The 21,782-nt window shown below is 68.2% G+C and carries 18 protein-coding genes, 1 tRNA gene and 1 pseudogene; 9 read left to right on the top strand and 11 right to left on the bottom strand.

Going from position 1 to position 21,782, the window contains the following annotated elements; genetic code table 11:
* Nucleotides 1-101 precede the first annotated feature (101 nt).
* The gene (gene mnmA / locus ACVWZ7_RS17305) at nucleotides 102-1,214 is read right to left on the bottom strand and encodes a tRNA 2-thiouridine(34) synthase MnmA (RefSeq protein ID WP_456508563.1); all 1,113 of its coding nucleotides are present in this window, start codon (nucleotides 1,212-1,214) and stop codon (nucleotides 102-104) included.
* A gap of 289 nt (nucleotides 1,215-1,503) precedes the next feature.
* Between mnmA and ACVWZ7_RS17300 the strand changes: the two genes are divergently transcribed.
* Entirely contained in the window at nucleotides 1,504-2,742 is a 1,239-nt protein-coding gene (locus tag ACVWZ7_RS17300) for an NAD(P)/FAD-dependent oxidoreductase (RefSeq protein WP_456508562.1), read from the top strand.
* A gap of 7 nt (nucleotides 2,743-2,749) precedes the next feature.
* Here the strand turns inward: ACVWZ7_RS17300 and ACVWZ7_RS17295 are convergent, their stop codons facing one another.
* Nucleotides 2,750-3,979 (bottom strand): cysteine desulfurase family protein, encoded by a 1,230-nt coding sequence (locus ACVWZ7_RS17295; protein WP_456508561.1) that lies wholly within the window; start codon nucleotides 3,977-3,979, stop codon nucleotides 2,750-2,752.
* A 117-nt stretch (nucleotides 3,980-4,096) separates the two neighbouring features.
* Nucleotides 4,097-4,867 carry a helix-turn-helix domain-containing protein gene (locus ACVWZ7_RS17290; protein WP_344367265.1) on the bottom strand — a complete coding sequence of 257 codons (771 nt, stop codon included), beginning with the start codon at nucleotides 4,865-4,867 and terminating at the stop codon, nucleotides 4,097-4,099.
* Between the two features lie 91 nt (nucleotides 4,868-4,958).
* Between ACVWZ7_RS17290 and ACVWZ7_RS17285 the strand changes: the two genes are divergently transcribed.
* Nucleotides 4,959-5,390: a hypothetical protein gene (locus tag ACVWZ7_RS17285; RefSeq protein WP_456508560.1), complete on the top strand. Its 432-nt coding sequence runs from the start codon at nucleotides 4,959-4,961 to the stop codon at nucleotides 5,388-5,390.
* Nucleotides 5,391-5,407: 17 nt separating this feature from the next.
* Here ACVWZ7_RS17285 and ACVWZ7_RS17280 read toward each other — a convergent pair whose 3' ends face one another.
* On the bottom strand, nucleotides 5,408-6,391 hold the full coding sequence (locus ACVWZ7_RS17280) for a diacylglycerol/lipid kinase family protein (RefSeq protein WP_456508559.1): 984 nt from the start codon (nucleotides 6,389-6,391) through the stop codon (nucleotides 5,408-5,410).
* 141 nt (nucleotides 6,392-6,532) lie between these two features.
* Here ACVWZ7_RS17280 and ACVWZ7_RS17275 point away from each other — a divergent pair, with 141 nt between their 5' ends.
* The 4 genes from ACVWZ7_RS17275 (at nucleotide 6,533) to ACVWZ7_RS17260 (ending at nucleotide 9,847) form a co-directional block, all read left to right on the top strand.
* Complete coding sequence (locus tag ACVWZ7_RS17275; RefSeq protein ID WP_456508558.1) at nucleotides 6,533-7,519, top strand: J domain-containing protein; 987 nt, start codon at nucleotides 6,533-6,535, stop codon at nucleotides 7,517-7,519.
* 22 nt (nucleotides 7,520-7,541) lie between these two features.
* Nucleotides 7,542-8,009 (top strand): tRNA (cytidine(34)-2'-O)-methyltransferase, encoded by a 468-nt coding sequence (locus ACVWZ7_RS17270; RefSeq protein ID WP_344367396.1) that lies wholly within the window; start codon nucleotides 7,542-7,544, stop codon nucleotides 8,007-8,009.
* Between the two features lie 337 nt (nucleotides 8,010-8,346).
* Nucleotides 8,347-8,952, top strand: coding sequence for an ECF RNA polymerase sigma factor SigK (gene sigK / locus ACVWZ7_RS17265; RefSeq protein WP_091249146.1), 606 nt, complete (start codon nucleotides 8,347-8,349; stop codon nucleotides 8,950-8,952).
* A gap of 10 nt (nucleotides 8,953-8,962) precedes the next feature.
* Entirely contained in the window at nucleotides 8,963-9,847 is an 885-nt protein-coding gene (locus tag ACVWZ7_RS17260) for an anti-sigma factor (protein ID WP_344367262.1), read from the top strand.
* A 109-nt stretch (nucleotides 9,848-9,956) separates the two neighbouring features.
* Here ACVWZ7_RS17260 and ACVWZ7_RS17255 read toward each other — a convergent pair whose 3' ends face one another.
* From ACVWZ7_RS17255 to ACVWZ7_RS17230, 6 genes and pseudogenes are all read right to left on the bottom strand, one after another.
* Nucleotides 9,957-11,360 (bottom strand): GntT/GntP/DsdX family permease, encoded by a 1,404-nt coding sequence (locus ACVWZ7_RS17255; RefSeq protein WP_456509140.1) that lies wholly within the window; start codon nucleotides 11,358-11,360, stop codon nucleotides 9,957-9,959.
* 45 nt (nucleotides 11,361-11,405) lie between these two features.
* The gene (locus ACVWZ7_RS17250) at nucleotides 11,406-11,936 is read right to left on the bottom strand and encodes a gluconokinase (RefSeq protein WP_456508557.1); all 531 of its coding nucleotides are present in this window, start codon (nucleotides 11,934-11,936) and stop codon (nucleotides 11,406-11,408) included.
* A 75-nt stretch (nucleotides 11,937-12,011) separates the two neighbouring features.
* Nucleotides 12,012-12,791 carry a PIG-L deacetylase family protein gene (locus ACVWZ7_RS17245; RefSeq protein WP_456508556.1) on the bottom strand — a complete coding sequence of 260 codons (780 nt, stop codon included), beginning with the start codon at nucleotides 12,789-12,791 and terminating at the stop codon, nucleotides 12,012-12,014.
* Nucleotides 12,792-12,794: 3 nt separating this feature from the next.
* Nucleotides 12,795-13,748 (bottom strand): electron transfer flavoprotein subunit alpha/FixB family protein, encoded by a 954-nt coding sequence (locus ACVWZ7_RS17240; RefSeq protein WP_456508555.1) that lies wholly within the window; start codon nucleotides 13,746-13,748, stop codon nucleotides 12,795-12,797.
* Between the two features lie 16 nt (nucleotides 13,749-13,764).
* Nucleotides 13,765-14,565, bottom strand: coding sequence for an electron transfer flavoprotein subunit beta/FixA family protein (locus ACVWZ7_RS17235; protein ID WP_456509139.1), 801 nt, complete (start codon nucleotides 14,563-14,565; stop codon nucleotides 13,765-13,767).
* A gap of 257 nt (nucleotides 14,566-14,822) precedes the next feature.
* Nucleotides 14,823-16,545 (bottom strand): annotated as a pseudogene (locus ACVWZ7_RS17230) (trypsin-like peptidase domain-containing protein).
* A 294-nt stretch (nucleotides 16,546-16,839) separates the two neighbouring features.
* Between ACVWZ7_RS17230 and ACVWZ7_RS17225 the strand changes: the two are divergent.
* From ACVWZ7_RS17225 to ACVWZ7_RS17215, 3 genes are all read left to right on the top strand, one after another.
* A complete protein-coding gene (locus ACVWZ7_RS17225; RefSeq protein ID WP_456508554.1) occupies nucleotides 16,840-18,882 on the top strand; it encodes a TPM domain-containing protein in 2,043 nt (680 codons plus the stop codon).
* Nucleotides 18,883-19,029: 147 nt separating this feature from the next.
* Nucleotides 19,030-19,818: a PspA/IM30 family protein gene (locus ACVWZ7_RS17220; RefSeq protein WP_344367256.1), complete on the top strand. Its 789-nt coding sequence runs from the start codon at nucleotides 19,030-19,032 to the stop codon at nucleotides 19,816-19,818.
* 170 nt (nucleotides 19,819-19,988) lie between these two features.
* A complete protein-coding gene (locus ACVWZ7_RS17215; protein WP_456508553.1) occupies nucleotides 19,989-21,413 on the top strand; it encodes a cryptochrome/photolyase family protein in 1,425 nt (474 codons plus the stop codon).
* A gap of 130 nt (nucleotides 21,414-21,543) precedes the next feature.
* Here ACVWZ7_RS17215 and ACVWZ7_RS17210 read toward each other — a convergent pair.
* Nucleotides 21,544-21,620: transfer RNA gene (locus tag ACVWZ7_RS17210), tRNA-Met, on the bottom strand.
* Nucleotides 21,621-21,782: the final 162 nt, after the last annotated feature.

Here is a 21,782-nt window from a genome sequence, read left to right as displayed (position 1 = left end):
ATTTTCTTCAGGATTCCGCCCGATTCTTCGGCGGAGCGCGCAGACGACGCAGGGCCCCGCCATTCGGCGGGGCCCTGCGATGGAGTCGGTGTGGCGGGCGCCTAGAGCGCGGCCCGCTGCAGCGAGCGAGCGGCGTCGATAGTGGCTTGGCCCAGCACGCGGCTGCCCTGGTAGAGCACCACGGTCTGCCCCGGGGCCACGCCGCGCAGCGGCTCCTTGAGGGTGACGAGGAGTCCGTCCCCGGCCATGCGGGCGCGGGCGGGGACGGGGTCGCCGTGGGCCCGGACCTGGGCGAAGCAGTCGAATTCCTCGCCGGTGGCCACCTGCGCAATGGGCAGCCCGGCCCAGGAGACTTTGATGCCGCGGATCTCGTCAATGGCGAGCAGCGCTTCCGGCCCCACCACCACCTTGTTCTCCTTCGGCCGGATCTCCAGCACGAACCGCGGCTTGCCGTCAGCGGCGGGGGTGCCGAGCTTCAGTCCGCGGCGCTGGCCGACAGTGAAGGCGTTGGCGCCGGGGTGCTCGCCGACCTTTGCCCCGGATTCGTCGACAATGTCTCCCGTGGTCATGTCAATCTTTTCGGCAAGCCAGCCGGCGGTGTCGCCGTCGGGAATGAAGCAGATGTCATGGCTGTCGGGCTTGTTCGCCACCGAGAGGCCGCGGCGCTCCGCCTCGGCACGGACCTCGGCCTTGGACGGGGTGTCGGCGAGCGGGAACATCGAGTGCTTGAGCTGCTCATGGGTCAGCACGCCGAGCACATAGCTCTGGTCCTTGGCCCAGTCGGCGGCGCGGTGGAGCTCGGGATTGCCCTCGGCGTCGGTGATGACCTTGGCGTAGTGGCCGGTGCAGACGGCGTCGAAGCCCAGCGCGATGGCTTTCTCCAGCAGGGCGGCGAACTTGATGCGCTCGTTGCAGCGCATGCACGGGTTGGGTGTGCGTCCCGCGGCGTACTCATCGATGAAGTCCTGGACGACGTCTTCCTTGAACCGCTCAGAGAAGTCCCAGACGTAGTACGGGATTCCGAGGATGTCGCAGGCCCGCCAGGCGTCGCGGGAGTCCTCGATCGTGCAACAGCCACGGCTCCCGGTTCGCAGGGTGCCCGGCATCCGGGACAGCGCAAGGTGGACCCCGACGACGTCGTGTCCCGCCTCGACGGCGCGGGCGGCGGCAACGGCGGAATCAACGCCGCCGCTCATGGCTGCAAGAACTCGCATACTGGCTTTCTCTAGCTGTCGGGGGTGTCGCCGGCTGGCGTCGATCGCTGGCACGAACCAGGATCGGATAGCACAAAGCCTGCGGCCCCATTCTACCGCCACGCCGATTCCCCGCCCAAAACCCCTTGACCCGCCTTCGCTCGCGAATCTAAAGTCAAGAGAAGTGATTTTAGATCGTTGAGCCGGACATCGTGCCGAACCGCCGCCGTCCGGATCGACAGGCCTTTCACAACGGATTCAGACCGTATTCACCCCGGATCAAAACCGGCACAGCGGAATCGAGCGGATCATGGCCAATGACGACATCGTGATCGTGGGCGGCGGCCTGGCGGGCGCCACCGCGGCCAAAACGCTGCGCACGGAGGGCTTCTCCGGGCGCATCACAGTACTTGCCGCGGAATCCCACCCGCCGTACTTGCGGCCGCCGCTGTCAAAGGACTACCTGCTGGGCAAGTCCGGCGAGGACGCCCTGCCGGTGGTGCCGGATGACTGGTACGGCGCGAACGACGTCGACCTTCGGCTCGGCACTCAGGTCACGGGCCTGGACCCGGCCGGCCGGACCGTGGTTCTGGGCGACGGCACGCGGCTGGACTACGCCTCCCTGCTGCTCGCGACCGGGGCACGCCCGCGCAGCATCCCCCTGGCAGGCAGCGGGCTCGCCGGGGTCGGCACCTTCCGCACGGTTGAAGACAGCCGCCGCCTGCTCGCCGCGCTCGCCGAAGGCGGCCGGAACGTGGTGATGGTCGGCTCGGGCTGGATCGGGATGGAACTGGCCGCGGCCGCGAGCAGCTACGGCAACACGGTGACCCTGCTGGGCCTCGAAGAGGTTCCGCTGGCGGCGGCAATCGGCCCCGAACTGGGCGGCTTCTTCCGCTCACTGCATGAGGCCAACGGCGTGCGGTTCCTGCTGCCGGCCTCGGCAGCAGAAATCATGGGCACCTCCGGACGGGTCACCGGCGTCCGTACCGACACCGGCGAGGTCCTCCCGGCAGATCTTGTGGTCATTGCCGTGGGGGTGGCCCCGGAAACGGGACTGGCCGAGGCAGCCGGCATCGCAGTCCGCAACGGCATCCTCACGGACGCCTCGCTGCGCACGTGGACGGCGGGGATTTTCGCCGCCGGGGACGTTGCCAATGCCCTCCACCCGTTCACCGGCGAGCACCACCGCAGCGAGCACTGGTCCAACGCCCTCAACGGCGGCAAGGTCGCCGCGCGGGCCATGCTCGGCCTTGATGCCGTGCTGGACACGGTCCCGTACTTCTACACCGACCAGTACGACGTCAGCATGGAGTACTCGGGCTTCCCGTCGCTCGTTGCCGGGCCTCCGGTGATCCGCGGCTCGCTTGCGGACAAGTCGTTCATGGCCTTCTGGCAGCGCGAGGGACAGGTGGTCGCCGGGATGAACGTCAACTGGCCCCGCACCGCCAAGCCGCAAAAGGCGATCAAGGCGCTCATCGGCGCACGCGCCGCCGTCAGTCCTGCCCTCCTCGCGGATCCCTCAGTGCCGCTGGACCAACTCCTGGGCTAGCTCCCGTTCAGCTCCTGCCGGACGCCTGACGCGCCACGGTGCCCGCAGTCTGGATGCTGGACTCATGCCCGGCCATGCCGGCCTGGCGTGCCCGCGCGTAGGCGCCCGGCAGCGTGGCGAGCAGGGCATCGACGTCGGCGTCGGTGGAGGAATGGCCCAAGGTGAAACGCTGCGCGCCCCTCGCCGTGTCCTCGTCCAGGCCCATGGCCAGCAGCACATGGGACGGTCTCGGAACGCCCGCGGTGCAGGCCGAGCCGGTGGAGGATTCGACGCCGGCCAGGTCCAGGAGGAACAGCAGCGAGTCGCCCTCGCAGCCGGGGAACGTGAAGTGTGCATTGCCGGGCAGTCGCCCGGGGCCCGGGGCGCCGCGCAGCACGGCCTCGGGAACGGCGTCGCGGACGCCCTCGATCAGCCGGTCCCGCAGGGCCGCGATCCGTGCGGATTCCTCGGCGAGCCGGCCAACAGCTGCGTCGGCCGCCGCGGCGAAGGCGGCGATCGAGGCGGTGTCCAGGGTACCGGAACGCACGTCGCGCTCCTGTCCGCCGCCATGCTGCACCGGCGTCAGTTTGACCGCCCGGCCCAGAAGCAGCGCACCGACGCCCACGGGGCCGCCGATCTTGTGCCCGGAGATGGACATGGCATCCAGGCCCGTGCCGCGGAAATCGACGGAGACCGAACCAAAGGCCTGGACGGCGTCGGAGTGCACCGGGACGCCGGCACCGTGTGCCAGCTCCACGATTTCGGCGATCGGCTGCAGCGTGCCGACCTCGTTATTGGCCCACATGACGGTCACCAGGGCGATCGACGCCGGATCGCGGGACAGTTCCGCCTCCAGCGCGGCCAGTTCTACGACGCCGTCGGCGTCGACGGGCAGCCAACAGACGTCGGCCCCCTCGTGCCGCTCCAGCCATTCCACAGTGTCCAGGACCGCATGGTGCTCGACGCCGGAGCACAGTATGCGCGTACGGGACGGGTCCTGGGCGCGCCGGGCCCAGTAGAGCCCCTTCACCGCCAGGTTGTCCGCTTCCGTGCCACCTGAAGTGAAGATGACTTCGGAGGGGTGGGCCCCTGCCGCGGCGGCGAGCGCCTCGCGTGCGTCCTCCACGACCCGACGCGCCCGCCGGCCCGAGCCGTGCAGCGACGAGGGGTTGCCGGTCCGGGACAGTTCGCGCGTCAGCGCCGCCAGAGCCTCCGGGGCGAGGGTGGTGGTGGCGGCATGATCCAGGTATACGGGCACACGCCAATTCTACCCGCGGCCGGGCGCCGGAATTGGTGGGTGTTCAGGCGGCGGGAGCGACCGCGCACCTCATTCCGGCCGCACTCCTCCGATTCAGAATCCTTGCCGCGGGCCCGGTCACGAGGGCAGGATCCGGGCACAGCACTGACCGGGCCGCGCACTCCCCTGCGCCCTGAGGTCTTCGATGGCGAGCGCTTCCACCCGCCCAGGGTCGATACCCAAGGCTGCCGAAGCCCCGCCGAGGAAGGCGCCGTTCATCGCACAGACCACGTCCGCGTGGCCGGCAGCGAGGCGATGGAATGGGCAGTTCAGCAGCAGAAGGCCTCCGGCGCCGTCGTCCGCCGGGCAGTAGCCGTGCCCCGCCAGGAAGTCCGCGAAGGGTTCGGCGCTGCCGGGACCGCCGGCGGCTTCCGGCTCCCCCGCGGCTCCGGGCCCGTCCGGCGCGCGGTCCGCGGCGCGAACTGCCGCTGCGCCGGCTGACTTTCCCCTGGCCCGGGCAGCCGCGAGCAGGGCATCCCGGGGCGATCCGCCGTCGTGTGTTGCGGCTTCGACCGCGGAAACCAGCAGCTCCGCGGCGAGGTCATAGTGGCGGTCCGGGACCGACACTGCCACCTCGTCCACGGCGGAACGGTACAGCTTCGCGGGCCGGCCGGAACCGGGACCCTCCCGCCCCCCAAGCTTGCGAAACTCCGCGATCAGCAGCCCGTCGTTGACGAGCCGGTCCAGATGGAACGAGGCGGTGCTCCTGGCCAGACCAAGAGCCTTCGCGGCGTCGTCCCGGCCGACGGCGTCCGGCGCCGAGGCGACGAAGTCGAACAGCCTTCTGCGGTTCTCATCCCCCAGGGACGCGACCGCCGCAAGTCGGCGGCTCCACGCAAGTTTGGTCATGAGACAAGGATATCTCTAAAAACAAGAACCGTTGCTTAATCGGATCGAGGCGTTCTAAAATCGGAATATCCAACTTTAGAAGGAGCATGCCATGAAAGCTTCCCCAGCACTCGCCACTCCGGCACAGCAGCTCAAGGCGGACCCGCACCGCCAGGCCTTCCTGTTGTTGCGGACCGTCTTTACGGTTGCGCCGATCCTGTTCGGCCTGGACAAATTCACGAACCTGCTGACCGACTGGACCATGTATCTGGCCCCCGTGGCGACCTCGGTCGTCCCCCTGCCGGCCCAGAGCATCATGTACGTCGTGGGCGGGGTGGAAATCCTCGCCGGCGTGCTGGTGGCGCTGCACCCCCGCCTGGGATCGGCCGTCGTGGCTGTCTGGCTCCTGGGCATCATCATCAACCTGATCGTGCTCGGCAGCTTCTACGACGTCGCACTGCGTGACTTCGGGCTGCTCGTGGCCGCCTTGGCGCTGAACAGGTTGTCCGCGCGCAAGGCCCCAAAGGCCACAGCTACCGTGTAGGCCGCTGCGCAACGACCCTACGCCAGCACGCGGAGGGCGCGCGGAACCACCTCGATGGTCACGGGAAGCGCGCCAATCCGCTCGCCGTCGGCGTAGGCCACGACGTTGCCGGCGGTGAGTTCCACCTTCCGGACCCGGCGCAGGTGCACGGCGGGGTGGTCCACGTGCCGGCCGGAAAACACCTTGGGGAACACGGCCAGCAGGCCGGTCCGGGACACGCGGCTGACAATGAACAGGTCCAGGAGCCCGTCGTCCAGGACGGCCTCCGGGGTGATCCTCATCCCGCCGCCGATCGACTGGCCGTTGGCCACGGAAATCAGCATGGCGCCCTGCTGCCAGCTTTCGCCGTCGGCCGTCACCGTGTAATTGATGGCCCGGAACGACGCCAGCTCACGGAGCATGGCGAGCTGGTAGCGGATCGTGCCGCGCGGCCAGCGCCAGGCATTTGCCCGCTCGTTGACGGCGGCATCGAAGCCGGCCGAAACCACGCCCGCGAACCAGCGGGATGTTCCCCCGGCGGTAACCCGGCCGGCGTCGATCATCCTTCCGCCGCCGGCCAGGGACTCCAGCACCCGCTCGCAGGCCGCCGGGAGGTTGTGCCGCGGCAGACCCAGCGCCCGGGCCGTATCGTTGCCCGTTCCGGTCGGAATGATGCCAAGCGGCACATGGCCGCCGATTCCGCCCCCTGCATCGGCTCCGGCGTGGGTCCCCGCGCCGGCGCCGTCCGCGACGCCTGCCTCGACGCGGGCGCCGGGGATGGCCCCGGCACCGGCGAGCGCATTGAGGCCGAGGTGGACCATGCCGTCGCCGCCCACCACCACGAGGGCATCCACGCCTGAGTCCAGCGCCCGGTCAACGGCCCGGGCCAGTCCGGCATAGCTGTCCTCGCACAGCAGCAGGACATCCGCCCCGGCCGCGCGGAAGTGCGCCGCGGCGTCCCTCCCGGCATGCCGCGCCCGGCCAAAGGCTGCACGGGGATTGACGGCGAGGGCGATGAGCATGCGCTGAATTATGCCAGCCGCCGGGAACCATCCCGGTACACGCGCTCGTTGTTCCTCCAGCCGGTTAAACTGGCCACGTCGGTCGCCCGCGAACGGTCCGGCGTCTTGACCGCCGGCACCATCAATGAAAAGGATTTCTGTTTGACGCAGGGCAGCAGCTCGCATTACCAGGTCCTCAGGATCCCCGTGACGGCGACGGACAAGGAGATCAAGGTCGCGTACCGCAGGGCCGCACGGCTCGCCCACCCGGACCACGGCGGCGATCCCGCAGCGTTCCGGCGCGTCACCCTCGCCTACGAGACCCTCATCGACGCAAAGCGCCGCGCAGACTACGACCGCTCGTACGGCAGCGGCCCGGGCGGCCCCTACGCGACGGCCGCCGACGACGAGGGCGCCCACTTCGACGCCCCGGCCGCGGGCAGCAGGGCTTCGGCCAATGTGCGCCGCCCGAACACGCCACGGAATACCGCGGCGGACGCGCCCGTCTATGTTCCGCCCTTCGACCAGTATGGCGACGGCACCGCGGTGCCGCTGATTCCCGCGGACGTGGCGCGGCAGCAGGTCCACGGGATGCCCCGCAAACGCGGGATCTTCGGGGCCGAGGCCCGGATTCAGCGGGAGATGCGCACGGTGCAGCTCATCAGCCGGCAGGTACTGACCGCCATTCCGTCGGCGCGTCTGGTCAACGGACTGCAGTCTCCTGCGGACAACAGCCACATCGACCACGCGCTCCTGGCCGGCTACCGGCTCGCGATCATCGGTTCCATGCTGCTGCCGCCCGGGGCCTATGCGTGGAACGGCAGCACATTGACACATGGCGGTCGGTCAGTGGCCCCGCCCCAGCTGGCCCACGTTGTGCGCCGGATGCAGGACATTTTCCCCGAGCTCAATGTGACCGGCTGGATTGTTGTCCACAGCACGGACGGCAATCTGCACCAGCCGGTCATCGACCGGCACCGCCGCGCGCCCAGCGGCCAAGGCGGCGCCTACGGGGAGAGCTCGGGGCTGGTCGAGGTGGTCAACGCCGCAGGCCTGGCCCGCGGCCTGAAGCAGTTCCTCAGCTCGGGCCCGGCCCCCAACACCGTCAACGTTCCCGTGCTGGCCCGGCTGCTGCGCGGAATGCACTAGCCCGGCTGGCTAGGATGGGATGGTGTTCCGCATCCTCTTCCACACCCCCGAAATCCCCGGCAATACGGGAAACGCCATCCGGCTGGCAGCCATCACGGGCGCCGAGCTGCACCTGGTGGAGCCCCTGGGCTTTGATTTTTCCGATGCCAAGCTCCGGCGCGCCGGCCTGGACTATCACGACCTCGCCGTGGTGACCGTGCACCCGGACATCGAGGCGGCCTGGGCGGCGCTGAAGCCTGAGCGGGTGTTTGCCTTCACGTCCGACGGCGAAACCACCTACACAGACATCCGTTACCGCGCGGGGGACGTCCTGCTGTTTGGCCCTGAGTCCGTGGGCCTGCCGGAGGAAATCAAGCACAGTCCCCATGTGACGTCGCGGGTCCGCCTGCCGATGCTGCCGGCCTTGCGGTCACTGAACCTTGCCAACGCGGCATCCATCGCCGTCTATGAGGCGTGGCGCCAAAACGGGTTCGCCGGGGCCAAGCTGTAACGGATCTCCCCCGACCGGCCGGCCGGCCGGTCAGGGCCGGCGGCCGACCCGCAGGGAACCCCACCGGGAGCCCGCGCACGAAGAATCCCGCAGGTTCCGCCCATCCGGGCTTCCGGCTGCGCCGAATCTCTTCTGAAGGCCAAAGCGGTTTCTGAAGTCGGCCGCGCGAGCGATCGCCACAGCACATCGTGGCGGGACAACGGAAGGGAGGGAGGAGCGGCGGGTGAGAACAACACATCTGGAGCGGCGCCCTGCCCACGAGGCAACGGCGGCCCGCGAGGCGCAGGCTGACCATACTGGCCCCCGCACTGCGGCTGGCGCCTTATGCTTGGGGGTGATGGAAACTCCGAACGCCCCGAACCCCGAGGCCGCCGCCCCCGCCGGCACTTCCGCCGACATCAACAGCCGGCTCGGCAGTCTGCTGGAACTGATTGCCCAAGGCGATCAGGCAGCTTTCGCGGAATTTTACGGCCTCACCTCCCGGCGGGTATTCGGCATGGCACGCCGGGTCCTGATCGACACCGAGCTCAGCGAGGACACCACCCAGGAAGTCTTCCTTCAGGTTTGGCAGAACGCCGCCAAGTTCAATGCCGCCGCCGGCAGCCCGCTCGCCTGGCTCATGACCATCTCGCACCGCCGCGCCGTGGACAAGGTCCGGTCTTCCCAGTCCGCCACGGACCGCGAAGCCAAGTATGGTGCCAGCAGCCAGGAGATCGAGCACGATTCCGTCTCGGACGAGGTCGGCAGCCGGCTGGAGGCCGAGGCAGTGGTCCGGTGTCTGGAGACCCTCACCGATACGCAGCAGGAGTCCGTGCGCCTGGCCTACTACGGCGGCCTCACCTACCGGGAAGTCGCCGAGCGGCTGAATGCCGCGGTTCCCACCATCAAGTCCCGCATCCGCGATGGACTCATCAGACTGAAGACCTGCCTGGGGGTGAGCTGAATTGGCCGACATGAATGCACATGACAACAACCGCCTCCCCGGCGGCTTCACGGAGCACATCGCCACCGACCTGACGTCCGGCCGCGTCGCGGATCTTGCCGAGGTCTATGCCCTCAACGCCGTCGACGACGCCGAACGCGCCGAGATCGAGCATTTCCTCGCCTCCGCACCGGCCGCGGACCGGGATGCCTTCAACGAGCGCGTCCGGCAGGCCCGGGAGACCCTGGCCACCAGCTTCACCGCGGAGGAGGAGCCTCCGGCCGGGCTGCTGGAGCGGATCATGTCCTCTTTGCCGGCGCAGGCGGCAGGGCAGTCCCCCGCCGTCGTAACCCGCGCCGGTTCGGAGCCGCAATTGACGCCTGTGGTGCCGCATCCGGTACGCGACGCCACCGGACTTCCGGTCACTGACGAACTCGGCGCCGCCCGCAAGCGCAGGGAGGAACGCCGCCGCCCGCAGGGCATGCGGAACTGGCTTGTCGGGGTCGCCGCCGCGGCCGTCATCGCCCTGGGGGGCGTGGGCGTCAGCGCGTATGTGGCGAACCAAAACGACCCGCTGAACCAGGTGATGCAGGCCAGCGACGTCCGGCAGGCCACGGTTGACGTCAACGGAGGCGGCACCGCCACCCTGTCGATTTCGCCGTCCAAGGACGCCGCCGTTATCAAGATGAACGGCGTTCCGGCTCCCCCCGCGGGCAAGGTGTACCAGATGTGGCTGATCCCCAAGGACGGCTCGGCTCCGGTGTCCCAGGGCCTCATGGATGCCGAAGCTTTGTCCAAGCCGGCCGTCGTCAAGGGCATTGGCTCCGCCGCGGCCCTCGGCATCACCGTGGAACCCGCGGGCGGGTCCGCGTCGCCGACCCTGCCGACCGTCGCCGCCGCACCGCTGGGCGCGTAGCAGGACAATCGAGCAGGAAACAAAAGCCGCCCGGGCCGTGGCACCTTCCGTAGAAGGAGCCAGGGCCCGGGCGGCTTCCTGCGTCCAGCGCAGCTGGATTCAGACGCGGCTAGATGACGAGCGAGAGCAGCATGATCAGGCCGAAGCTCACCACGGAGATCAGAGTCTCCATGACGGACCAGGTCTTGAACGTCTGGCCCACGGTCAGCCCGAACAGTTCCTTGACCAGCCAGAAGCCGGCGTCGTTCACATGCGAGAAGAACAGCGATCCTGCACCGATGGCGAGGGCCAGCAGTGCGGCGTGGGTCGGTGGCAGCGAACTGGCCAGCGGTGCCACGATCCCGGCGGCCGTCACGGTAGCGACCGTGGCCGAGCCCGTCGCCAGCCGGAGGGCGACTGCCACGATGAAGCCGAGCACGAGGACGGACATGTTGGTCCCCTCGGCCCAAGCCTTCACAGAGTCACCCACGCCGGCACCGATCAGCGTCTGTTTGAAGCCGCCACCGGCGCCGACGATCAGGAGGATCCCCGCGATGGGGCCGAGGCTCGCACTGATCCTGCTTGTGATCTTGCTGCCGTTGAGCCCGACGGCGTAGCCGAAGGTCACCATGGCCAGCAGGACGGCAAGCGTCATTGCGACGAGCGGCTGTCCGACGAAGTCGAAGAACGTACGGATGGCCGGGGCGGTCTTGGGGTCAGGCCAGATGATGTCCATGACGGCCTTGAGCAGCATGAGCACCACGGGGAAGATGATGGTCAGCAACGTGACCAGGAAGCTCGGCGGGCGCTTGACGCCTTCCATGTCCGCGCCGTGCACGGTGTCGATGCCGCCGGCGACGGCGGGGGCGCCCACGGGCACCCACCGGGCTGCCAGCCGGGAGAAGAGCGGACCACAGATGATCACCGTGGGGATGGCGACGAGGATGCCAAGGGCCAGGGTGGTGCCCAGTTCAGCCTTGACGGCACTGATCGCGATCAGCGGTCCCGGGTGCGGCGGCACCAGGCCGTGCAGCACGGACAGGCCGGCCAGCGCCGGAATGGCGATGCGCATGAGCGGCATCTTCGAGCGCTGGGTGACCAGGACGATCACGGGCAGCAGCAGGACGAGACCGATCTCGAAGAACATCGGCAGGCCGATGATCACGGCGACGAGTGTGATCATCCAGACCAGCTTGTTGCCGGTGGCCTTGGCCAGGAGGGTGTCGACCACCCGGTTGGCGCCGCCGGAGTCGGCGAGCAGTTTGCCGAGCATCGCGCCGAGCGCGATCAGCAGGCCGACTTCCTTCAGGACACCGCCCACGCCGTCTTCGAAGTTGGCGATCACCTTGGCCGGGTCCACGCCGGCGGCCAGGCCCACGAAACCGGAGCCCAGCACGAGGGCCAGGAAGGGGTGGAATTTGAACTTGGCGATCAGTACGACGATCAGGGCGATGCCCAGACCGGCGACGATCAGTAGTTGGGTGTCGATGCCGGTCCCGGCCTCGACGGCAGCCGGAAGCTGCGTTGCTATCAGAGATTTCACAAAAATTCCTTGGTCGGCTGCGGAACGCGGGAAGGCTCAGGGCCTGGCGTCGGCAGCGTCGAGATTAAGTCGGGTGATGATTTCCTGTGCCTCTTCCGCCGGCGTTGCGGAGACGGACAGGGCAATGAAGTTTTCGTCCGCGGTGGGCGCTTCGAGCGCCTCGAACTGGGACTCCAGCAGGGCGGGCGGCATGAAGTGCCCGTGGCGGGAAGCCAGCCGGTCCGAGATCTTGTCGCGTGATCCCTCAAGGAACACAAAGACCACGCCTTCGCCGCGCAGGATGTCCCGGTAGCGCTTCTTGAGCGCCGAACAGGTCACAACTCCGGGAGCTCCGGCTTCTGTGTGGGTGCGGATCCAGTCGGCAATGCTTTCCAGCCAGGGCCACCGATCCTCGTCGGTCAGCGGCTGGCCGGCATGCATCTTGGCCACATTCGATTCAGGGTGCAGGTCGTCGCCCTCGGCGAGATCCCAGCCCAGCCTGCCGGCCAGTAGTCCCGCAACGGTCGATTTGCCCGATCCGGAGACCCCCATGATCACGAGAACGGGGTGTTGCGCAGTCTTCGCCATCAAAGTCTGCCTTCCATCAAATAAATATGATTTAAACAGAGGCCAGCATATGGCAGAGGGTGTGCTGCGGCAACACTAGAATCCGGCGATGGTCCCCGGGCCGTTGACTGTGACGACGTGGAAGGCCTCGGCGCTGCGCCCCGCCGGCAGCCCGCCGCGCGCCCCGGTGCTCAGCATGAGGCCGCGGACCGTGCGCTCCATGGCATCGACGTCGGGGTGCTGGCTGACGTGGATGTGGATGGCGGCAAGCTTGCTGTCGACATGCTCCGTGACGTCAACGAAGTGGTTTTCGCGTTCTTCGGGCCCGGCGAAGAGCCAGAGCCAGGGCAGTTTGTAAGCCTCCAGCCCGGACTCGGCCAGTTCCGGATACGCGAAGGGGTTTTCCAGGGCCGGGTATACGGCGCGGGTCACGGCCTCCCCCACGGCCAGGTGGTCCGGGTGGCTTTTCTGGATGCGGTTCCAGTTGCGCTCCGGATGCATCGACAGCACGACGTCGGGCCGGAGCTGCCGGATCAGGCGCACCACTTCACGCATCACCTCATGCGAGGGTTCAAGATAGCCGTCGCGCTGGTGCAGGTAGTGGATGTCCGTGACGCCGACCAGGGCGGCCGCGCGCTGCTGCTCCTCGATGCGCAGCCGCACGATTTCGTCGCGCTGCGCGGGATCGAAGCCGCCGGCGTCGCCGTCGGTCATGATGCAGTAGCTGACCTGGACTCCGGCGGCGGTCCAGGCCGCAATCGTGCCGGCGGCGCCGAAATCAATGTCGTCCGGGTGGGCCGTGAAACAAAGCACCCGCTCGATCCGGGAAGTCTCCGGATCGAGCGGGCTCTGCGCCGGGGCGGCGTTGGGGCTCATGGGTCAGCCTTTGCGCTTTTTGATTTCTGCGGTGGCCTGGGGCAGCACCTGGAAGAGGTCGCCCACAATGCCGAAGTCCGCGATCTCGAAAATCGGCGATTCGGCGTCCTTGTTCACGGCGACGATCACCTTGGCGGTCTGCATGCCGGCCTTCTGCTGGATGGCGCCGGAGATGCCCGCGGAAATGTAGAGCTGCGGCGAGACGGTCTTGCCGGTCTGGCCGATCTGCGCGTCGTGGCCGATCCAGCCGGCGTCCGTGGCCGCCCGCGAAGCGCCGATGGCCGCGTCCAGGGCGTCGGCGAGTTCCTCGAGCGGGCCGAAGTTGCCGTCCACGCCCCGGCCGCCCGCCACGACGATGCGCGCCTCGGTCAGATCCGGGCGCCCGCTGGCAGGCTTTTCGTTACGTGCCGTGACGCGGGCGGCGGCCGCGGTGGCGCCGGCCGGAAGCTGGACTGTGACGGCGTCCGGCGTCGTAGCGGACACCGCGGGCTCCGGCGTGACGCTGTTGGGCTTTACGGTCAGCACGGAAACGGGCGTCGTGGCCTTCGCGGTGGTGGTGTAGGACCCGGCCAGCACCGACTTGTGCGCGGTTCCGTCCGGATCGACCGCCACGACGTCGGTGATGACGCCGGCGCCGAGCCTGATGCCGAGCCGGGCGGCGATCTCCTTGCCCTCCGCCGAGTTCTCGGTCAGGACGACGTCGGCTCCGGCCGCGTCAACGGCTGCGGCCAGGAACGCCGCCTTGGGTCCCACGAGGTAGTCGTCGAGGTCTGCGGCGGACGGGCGGTACAGCGCCTCGGTGCCGTAGGCAGCCAGGGCCGCGGCGGCATCTGCATGCAGCTCTCCGTTGACAGCGGCAACGGTCTCGCCCAGGGAGCGGGCGATCGTCAGCAGTTCCAGGCTCGACTTCTTTAGCGCCGGGCCGGGGTTGTCGATGAAAACGAGTACTTTTGCCATGTTCGGATTTTCCCCTTTAGAGCAGCTTCTGGGCGGCCAGGAACTCGACCAGCTGGATGCCGGCGTCGCCTTCGTCGGTGATGATGGTGCCGGCCGTGCGCGGCGGGCGGGCCTCGGCGGTCTCGACGGCGGTCCAGGAGCCGGACTTGCCCACCTGGGCCGTGTCGACGCCGATGTCGGCCAGGCTCAAGGTGGTGATGGTCTTCTTCTTTGCCGCCATGATGCCCTTGAAGTTCGGGTACCGGGGGTCATTGATCTGGTCCGTAACCGAGACGACGGCCGGCAGTTCAGCCTCAACGGTGTCCGCGTGCGTGTCGCCGTCGCGGCGGGCGGTGAGCTTGCCGCCGTCGAGCTCCAGAGACGCCGCAAAAGTCACCTGTGGAAGCCCCAGCCGCTCGGCGAGCTGCGCCGGGACCAGCGAGGTCTCGCCGTCCGTGGAAGCCATGCCGGTGATGATGAGGTCCGCGGGGGCGTCCGCGCCGAGGTGGCGGATGGCGGCGGCCAGTGCCAGCGAGGTGGCCGCGGCATCGGACCCGGCCAGGGCCTCGTCGCTGAGGTGCACGCCTTCCGTGGCGCCGATCTGGAGTGACTTCTTGACCGCGTTGACGGCAGCTGCCGGGCCCATGCTCAGGGCGATGACCTTGTTCCCGGCCGCTTCCCCGCCGCGGGACTCGATCAGCTGCAGGGCCGCCTCGAGGGCGTACTCGTCCAGTTCGGACAGGATGCTTTCGGAGCGGTCCGCGGTGTTGCCCTCGCCAGTGAGGTGGCGGTCGAACTGCGCATCCGGGACGTGCTTGACCAGCACAATGATTTTCAGGGTCTCTTCCACTGTGTCTACAGCAGCCTTCCATGCGGGTGGATAGCCGCCCCTGACGGGGTCATGGCCACGGAACGCCCGGTAGCCGGGCTCTTCCTAGCTAACCATATAGCTGCCGGGCCGCGCGGCCTGGGTTAACGCCTGTGTCAGCACCGTGCATGCGTCATGGAGGCGTCGTGCAGGTTCCCGGAACGGCAAAGGCCGGGCGGCACCTTTCGGTGCCGCCCGGCCTTTCTGCTGTATGTCGGCTACTGCTTCTATTGGTCGGCAGCGGTACCGAGGGTTACATCGACTTCCTTCGGCTGCCCGCCGCGCAGCACCGTGACCTTGACCGTGGCCCCGGCCGGTTGTTCGCGCACCGCGGCGGTCAGCTGGTTGGGATCGCTGATGGTCAGGTCCTGGAACTTCGTCACGACGTCGCCAACCTTGATGCCGGCCTTGTCAGCGGCCGAGCCGGGCTCGACGGTCGCGACCTCGGCGCCCACCGAGAATCCGGAGGAGGACGTTCCTGCCGCCTTGGCTTTCACGCTCACGCCGAACTGTGCGTGGGTGGCCTTGCCGTTGCTGATGATCTCCTGGGCCACGCGCTTGGCGTTGTTGATCGGGATGCTGAATCCCACGCCGATGTTGCCGCTGCTGCTGCCGGTGGCCGAGTCGCCGCCGGCGGAGGCGATCGCGACGTTGACGCCGATGATTTCGCCCTTCGTGTTCACCAGTGCGCCGCCGGAGTTGCCCGGGTTGATGGCCGCGTCCGTCTGGATGACGTTGATCGAGATGGATCCCTGGTCAGCGGTGCTCTGGGTCTGGCCGCCGCCCGGGGGTGCGAACTGGAAGCCCTGGTCACCGCCCTGGGAGTTGTCCGCCCCGCCCTTCGGCGCGGCCGAGGATGCCACGCTGATGGTCCGGTTCAGGGTGGAGACGATGCCGTCGGTGACGGTTCCGGTGAGGCCGAGCGGCGAGCCGATGGCGACGGCGGTGTCACCGACGTTCAGCTTGTTCGAGTCACCCAGCGTGGCCGGGACGAGTCCGGAGGGGTTGTCGATCTTGATCACGGCGAGATCGGAGAGCGGGTCGGTACCGACGATCTTCGCGGAGTAGACCTTGCCGTCGCTGGTCCGGACCTCCATGGTGGCGTTGGCGGCCTTGCCGTCGAGGGTTACCACGTGGGTGTTGGTCAGCACATGGCCGTCCGTGTCGAGGATGATGCCGCTGCCGGTGCCGCCGTCGCTGCCGCTGGTGGCCTTGATGGTCACCACGCTGGGGGAAGCTTTCAGTGCGGCGGCGCTGATGGCGTTGACGTCGTCCCTGTTGTTGACGATCACCGGCCCCGGCCTGGCTCGTGTTGCTCGTGGAAGCTGTGGAGGTACGGTCGGCCAGCAGCGCGTTGCCGCCCGCCACCACGCCGCCGCCGATCAGGCCGGCCGCCACGATGCTGGCGATGAGGACAGGGACGCCGAACGCTGCCTTGCGCTTGGGGGCGTGAGCGGGGTTGTTCACAAAGCTCGCGCCGGGGGCATAGGCCGACGTCGGCTGGTTGCCGGGGTGGGCGCCGTAGGGCGCCTGGCTGTACGGGGAATGTGCTTGCTGAGCCTGGCCGTACGGGGGCTGGGCGGGCTGGCCATGACCCTGGCCGGGCTGGGCAGGAGCGCCGTACGGGCCTGCGTGCGGCGCGGGGGCACCGAACTGCTGGGTGTCGGCACCGGGGTGCTGTGGCTGGGAAGTCTGGGCCTGGGCCGGCTGGTGCTGCGGGTAGACCGGACGCGGCGCGCCGTCCTCGGCGCGGTCCAGCCGAAGCGTCGGGTTCTCGGGTGCCGGGCTTCCGGGTGCCGTCTCCGGGGTGTGCGCGCCATTCGGCTGCGCGGAGGCATTCGGCTGCGCGGAGGCATTCGGCTGCGCCGGGGCGCCCTCCTGCGGTTCGGCCGGTCCCCGGTTCTGTTGTGTCGGCTCCGGTGACGCACCCGGCACTGGGTTCTCAGTCATGAGACTTCCTTTCATCCTCGTCTGCCTATAACTATGGTCGCTCAGACTGATACTAGAGCGGACATTTGCTGGGAGGTTCCTGAACGGATGGACAGCGGCCTGATTGCCGGTTTGCCAGCTTAAGCGCTTTTCGCTGGTGGCATATTCCCCAAGGTGGACTGCCATTTGGGTGCACCATAGAATCAAATGGAATTGCCACAGCGACCTGCGGCTTTACATCTGCGTGGGGGCGCTGCTGCATTCTGTGACGGCTGGTTCGACCGAACCGGTCCCAGAAGTGCTGAAGGGTTGCACATGCGGTCTAAGTTGATTCGTTTCCTCGCCGTCCTTGGCGTGGCTGGATTGCTGGCGCTTCCCGCCGCTCCTGCCCTGGCCGAAGACCCGGTGACCATCCCGTCCGGGCAAAACATCGTTGACAGCGCAAACGTGCTCGGCAGCCGCAAGGGCGAAGTCCAGGACGCCATCCAGAAGCTCCTGAAGGACCACAAGTACAACCTGTACGTCGTTACGGCAAAGACGTTCGAGAACCCCTCGGACCCTAAGGCCTGGGCCGTGGCCGTGGCGACCAACAAGGGCATGGGCAAGGCCGACGTCATCCTCACCATGTCCGACGACGGCAAGTACTATTTCTCTCCCAACTCGGCCAGCGCCATCTACTCCAAGACGTCCAACATCACCCAAAACGCCATCGTTCCGAACCTGGCCGGCGGAAAGCGCGACTTCGCGCAGGCGGCGATTGATACCGCCGCTGCGGTCGGCGACGCTGCGGCCGGGGGCAGCGGCACTGTGCCGTCCGAAGCGGGGGCGGGCAACGGCGTCCTGGTGGGAGTCGGCGTCGTGGCCGTGGGCGGAGCGGGGGCCTACCTTTACTTCCGCAGCCGCCGCAAAAAGGCCGCCCAAGGTTCCGGCGCCTCCGGCGGAACCCAAGGTGCCCAGCAGGACCCGCTGGCGGGCCTTAGCGTGGCAGAGTTGCGACGCAAGAGCGATTCCCTGCTGATCGAGGCCGACGACGCCATCAAGTCCAGCGAGCAGGAACTTGGATTCGCCCAAGCCCAGTACGGTGACTCCGCGGTGGGTAACTTCACCAAGGCACTGCAGGAGGCCAAGGCCCACATGACGGAGTCCTTCAAGCTTCAGCAGCAGCTCGATGACCACATTCCCGATACCGAGGAACAGCAGCGGAGCTGGCTCGGGGAAATCATCCGCCGTTCCGAAGCCGCCCTGGCATCGCTGCAGGAGCAGAAAGCGGACTTCGATTCCCTGCGGGAGCTGGAGAAGAACGCCCCCGAGGCCCTTGCCGCCGTCGGCGCCGGAGCCGCGGAAGCCGAGGCAAAGATTGCCAGCGCCGAACAGTCGCTGACGGATCTGCGCGCCAAGTACGCCGAGAGCGCCCTAGTCCAGGTGGCGGACAATATCAAGCAGGCCAAGGAACGCCTCGACTTCGTGCAGAACGCTTCCACCGCGGCGAAGGAAAAACTCGCCGCTGGCGAAAACAGTCTCGCCGCCGTGGCCGTGCGCGCCGCGGAAGAAAGCCTGCACCAGACAAACGTGCTGATCGGCGCCATCACCAAGGTGGCCGACAGCCTTGGCGAGGCGCGCAGCGGCCTGGAAACCGCCGTCGTCGATACCGCCCAGGACCTGGCGCAGGCCAAGGCGATGATCCAGTCCGGCGCCCATCCGGAACTTTCGGGACCGGTCGCTGCCGTGGAAGCAGCCCTTGCCCAGGTCAAGGCGGAAATCCAGGGCGGCAAGATCGATCCCGTCGCCACGCTGGAACGGGTGACAGCCGCGCACCAGACCCTCGATGAGTCGCTCAGCGGAATCCGCGACCAGCAGGAACAGGCGCGCCGCGCTCAGGCCTCGCTGCAACAGACCATCACATCGGCCCAGGCCCAGATCAGCGCGACGTCGGACTACATCACCGCCCGCCGCGGCGGCGTGGGCACCGAGGCCCGCACGCGCCTGGCCGAGGCCCAGCGGAACCTGGACTACGCGCTTTCCATCTCCCGCAACGACCCCGTGACCGCACTGCAGTACGCGCAGCAGGCCTACGCTCTGGCGGCCCAGGCTGCGCAGCTGGCACAGTCCGATGTTGACCACTTCGGCGGCTACGCCAACCAAGGCTACGGGCGCGGCGGGATGTTCGGCGGCAGCGGCGGCGGAGGTCTCGGCGGCGCGATCCTCGGCGGAATCCTCATCAACTCGATCCTTCATGGCGGAGGCGGGGGTGGCGGCGGCGGCTGGGGCGGAGGCGGCGATTCCGGCGGCGGTTGGGGCGGTGGCGGCGACTTCGGCGGAGGCGGCGACTTTGGTGGAGGCGACTCCGGCAGTTTCTAGCCTTTTTGGCCCACGTGCCGCACGGCAACAGCCCCGAACCATTGGCGACGACGTGCCGGGCGCAACGGACCGGGCAGCGGATAGAAGAGACATATTAACGGTTCACTGGAATCAGTGAGACAACTGAGCAGGACGAAAGGTAACACCATGGTTAAGCAGTCCATCTTCGGCCGCATGGCGCAGCTGGCGAAGGCCAACATCAACTCCTTGCTGGACCAGGCCGAGGATCCGCAGAAAATGCTGGACCAGATGGTCCGTGACTACACGAACAACATTGCGGAGGCTGAGTCCGCTGTGGCACAGACCATCGGCAACCTGCGTATGCTTCAGGACGACTACAACGAGGACATCCGCAACGCCCAGGACTGGGGCAACAAGGCCCTCGCCGCGTCCCGCAAAGCCGACGAGTACCGGGCCAAGGGCGACGTCGGTGACGCGGAGAAGTTCGACAACCTCGCCAAGGTTGCACTGCAGCGCCAGATCGCCTCTGAAAACGAGGCCAAGTCCGCCGCGCCGAACATCGCGGCCCAGACCGAAGTGGTGGACAAGCTCAAGCACGGCCTTGACCAGATGAAGGGCAAGCTCAACGAACTGACCAGCAAGCGCAATGAGCTGGTGGCCCGGTCCAAGACCGTCGCGGCCCAGAGCCAGGTCCATGATGCCCTCAAGAGCATCAACATCATGGACCCCACATCCGAGGTAGGCCGCTTCGAAGAGAAGATCCGCCGCGAGGAAGCCAAGGTCCGTGGCCAACAGGAGCTTGCAGCCTCAAGCCTGGACGCCCAGTTCAATTCGCTGGAAGACATGGGCGAGCAGACCGAGATCGAGGCCCGGCTGGCCGCGATGAAGTCCGGCGGCTCCCCCGCGGCCATCGGCACCGGCAACGGTGATGCCTCCGGCTCCACGGTCGACGAGGCCGACTTCGACAAGCTCTAAACGGCCACCCGGCGCTTAGTGCCGGCGCCAAGGAACGAACCAGGGCCGGACTCCGGCGGCCCAGCCTGACACACCAGGTGCTGCCGCCGGGATCCGGCCCTTGCTGTGCCCGGCGTGTTGTGCCGGGCCTGTTGTGCCGGGCCTGTGGCTCCCGCGTGTAGCGTGGACCCATGTCTGCGACCCTTGTCTGGCTCCGTGACGACCTCCGGCTGGATGACAATCCTGCGCTGACGGAGGCCGCCGCCCGGGGCACACCCCTGACCGTTGTCTATGTCCTCGACGAGGAATCGCCCGGCGTCCGGCCGCTGGGCGGAGCCGTGAAATGGTGGCTCCATCACTCCCTGGCCGCACTCGCCGCCGATTTGGAGGCCGCGGGTTCGCGGCTGGTGCTCCGCCGCGGCCCTGCCGCGCAGATCATCCAGGACCTCGCCGCGGAAACCTCTGCCGACACCTTGCTGTGGAACCGCCGCTACGGTGCGCCCGAACGCGCTGTGGATGCGGGCCTGAAGACCTGGGCCACGGCGGAGGGCATCGGAGCCACAAGCTTCCAGGCCACCCTCATGTTCGAACCGTGGACCGTGCGGACCGGCAGCGGGGGGCCCTACAAGGTCTTCACGCCGTTCTGGAGGGCCTGCGTAGCCGGCCCCGAACCCCGCCTGCCCTTAGCGCCGCCGGGCCGCCTGCCGGCCCCGGCACGCACCGGCGACGGGCAGTTGCCTGCCAGCGAGCCGCTCGACGACTGGGGCCTGCTCCCCCGGCAACCCGACTGGAGCGCCGGCCTGGCCGCCACCTGGACACCGGGAGAAGCCGGCGCCCACAGCCGCCTGGCGGATTTCGTGGAAGGGCCCGCGGCCGAATACGGCACCGGCCGCGACATCCCCGGCGTCGAAGGCACCAGCCGGCTGTCCCCGCACTTGCGCTTTGGCGAAATCAGCCCGTTCCGGATCTGGCACACACTGCGCGAACACTTTGCGCCGGGAGCACCGGCCGACGTCGGGATCTTCCGCTCCGAACTCGGCTGGCGGGAATTCTGCTGGCAGTTGCTCTACGAGAACCCGGACCTGGCGACCCGGAATTACCGGCCCGAGTTCGACCGCTTCGAGTGGCAGCCGCCCTCGGGAGCCGAGCTGGCGGCCTGGCAGCAGGGCGGCACCGGTTATCCGCTGGTCGACGCCGGCATGCGCCAGCTCTGGCACACCGGCTGGATGCACAACCGCGTGCGGATGGCGGCGGCGTCCTTCCTGGTGAAGAACCTCCTGGCCGACTGGCGGCTGGGCGAGGCCTGGTTCTGGGACACTCTGGTGGACGCCGATTCCGCGAGCAACCCGGCGAACTGGCAGTGGGTCGCCGGGTCAGGCGCCGACGCTTCGCCCTACTTCCGGATCTTCAACCCGGTCACCCAGAGCAAGAAGTTCGACGCGGCCGGCCGCTACCTCCGCGAGTATCTCCCCGAGCTCGCGGCACTGGACGACAAGGCCGTCCATGAGCCTTGGAAGGCCGACTGCGCCGCCCCCGGCTATCCGGCACCCATCGTGGACCTTGCCGAAACCCGGGCCAGGGCACTGGCGACCTACCAGCGGCTCAAGGACGGCTGAGGCCCGGCACCTGCCGCTACCGGGCCCGGGCGCGACCGCCGGACAACAGGTGAAGCGACGGGACAGGCAGGCAACGGAAAAGGCCCGGATCTGATGATCCGGGCCTTTCCTGTGCACCGCTGGTGCTTACTGGTTGCGGGGACAGGATTTGAACCTGTGACCTCTGGGTTATGAGCCCAGCGAGCTACCGAACTGCTCCACCCCGCGTCGCTTGATCAACACTACCGTACTTTCGGAGGCGCCATGACCACCTGCCCCCGCGGGCCCCTGCGCGGGGCCGATCCGGCACAGTCACGGAACGTGGCCGTGCACCAGGGCCTGGTGAGGGATTTGCGGCCGAGGGACACCACACAGCGGCCCGGAGCTTAA

It is taken from the genome of Arthrobacter sp. TE12232, from assembly GCF_054062615.1.
The sequence above is the reverse complement of the archived record's forward strand: the minus strand, read 5'-3'. Positions and strand labels throughout refer to the sequence as shown.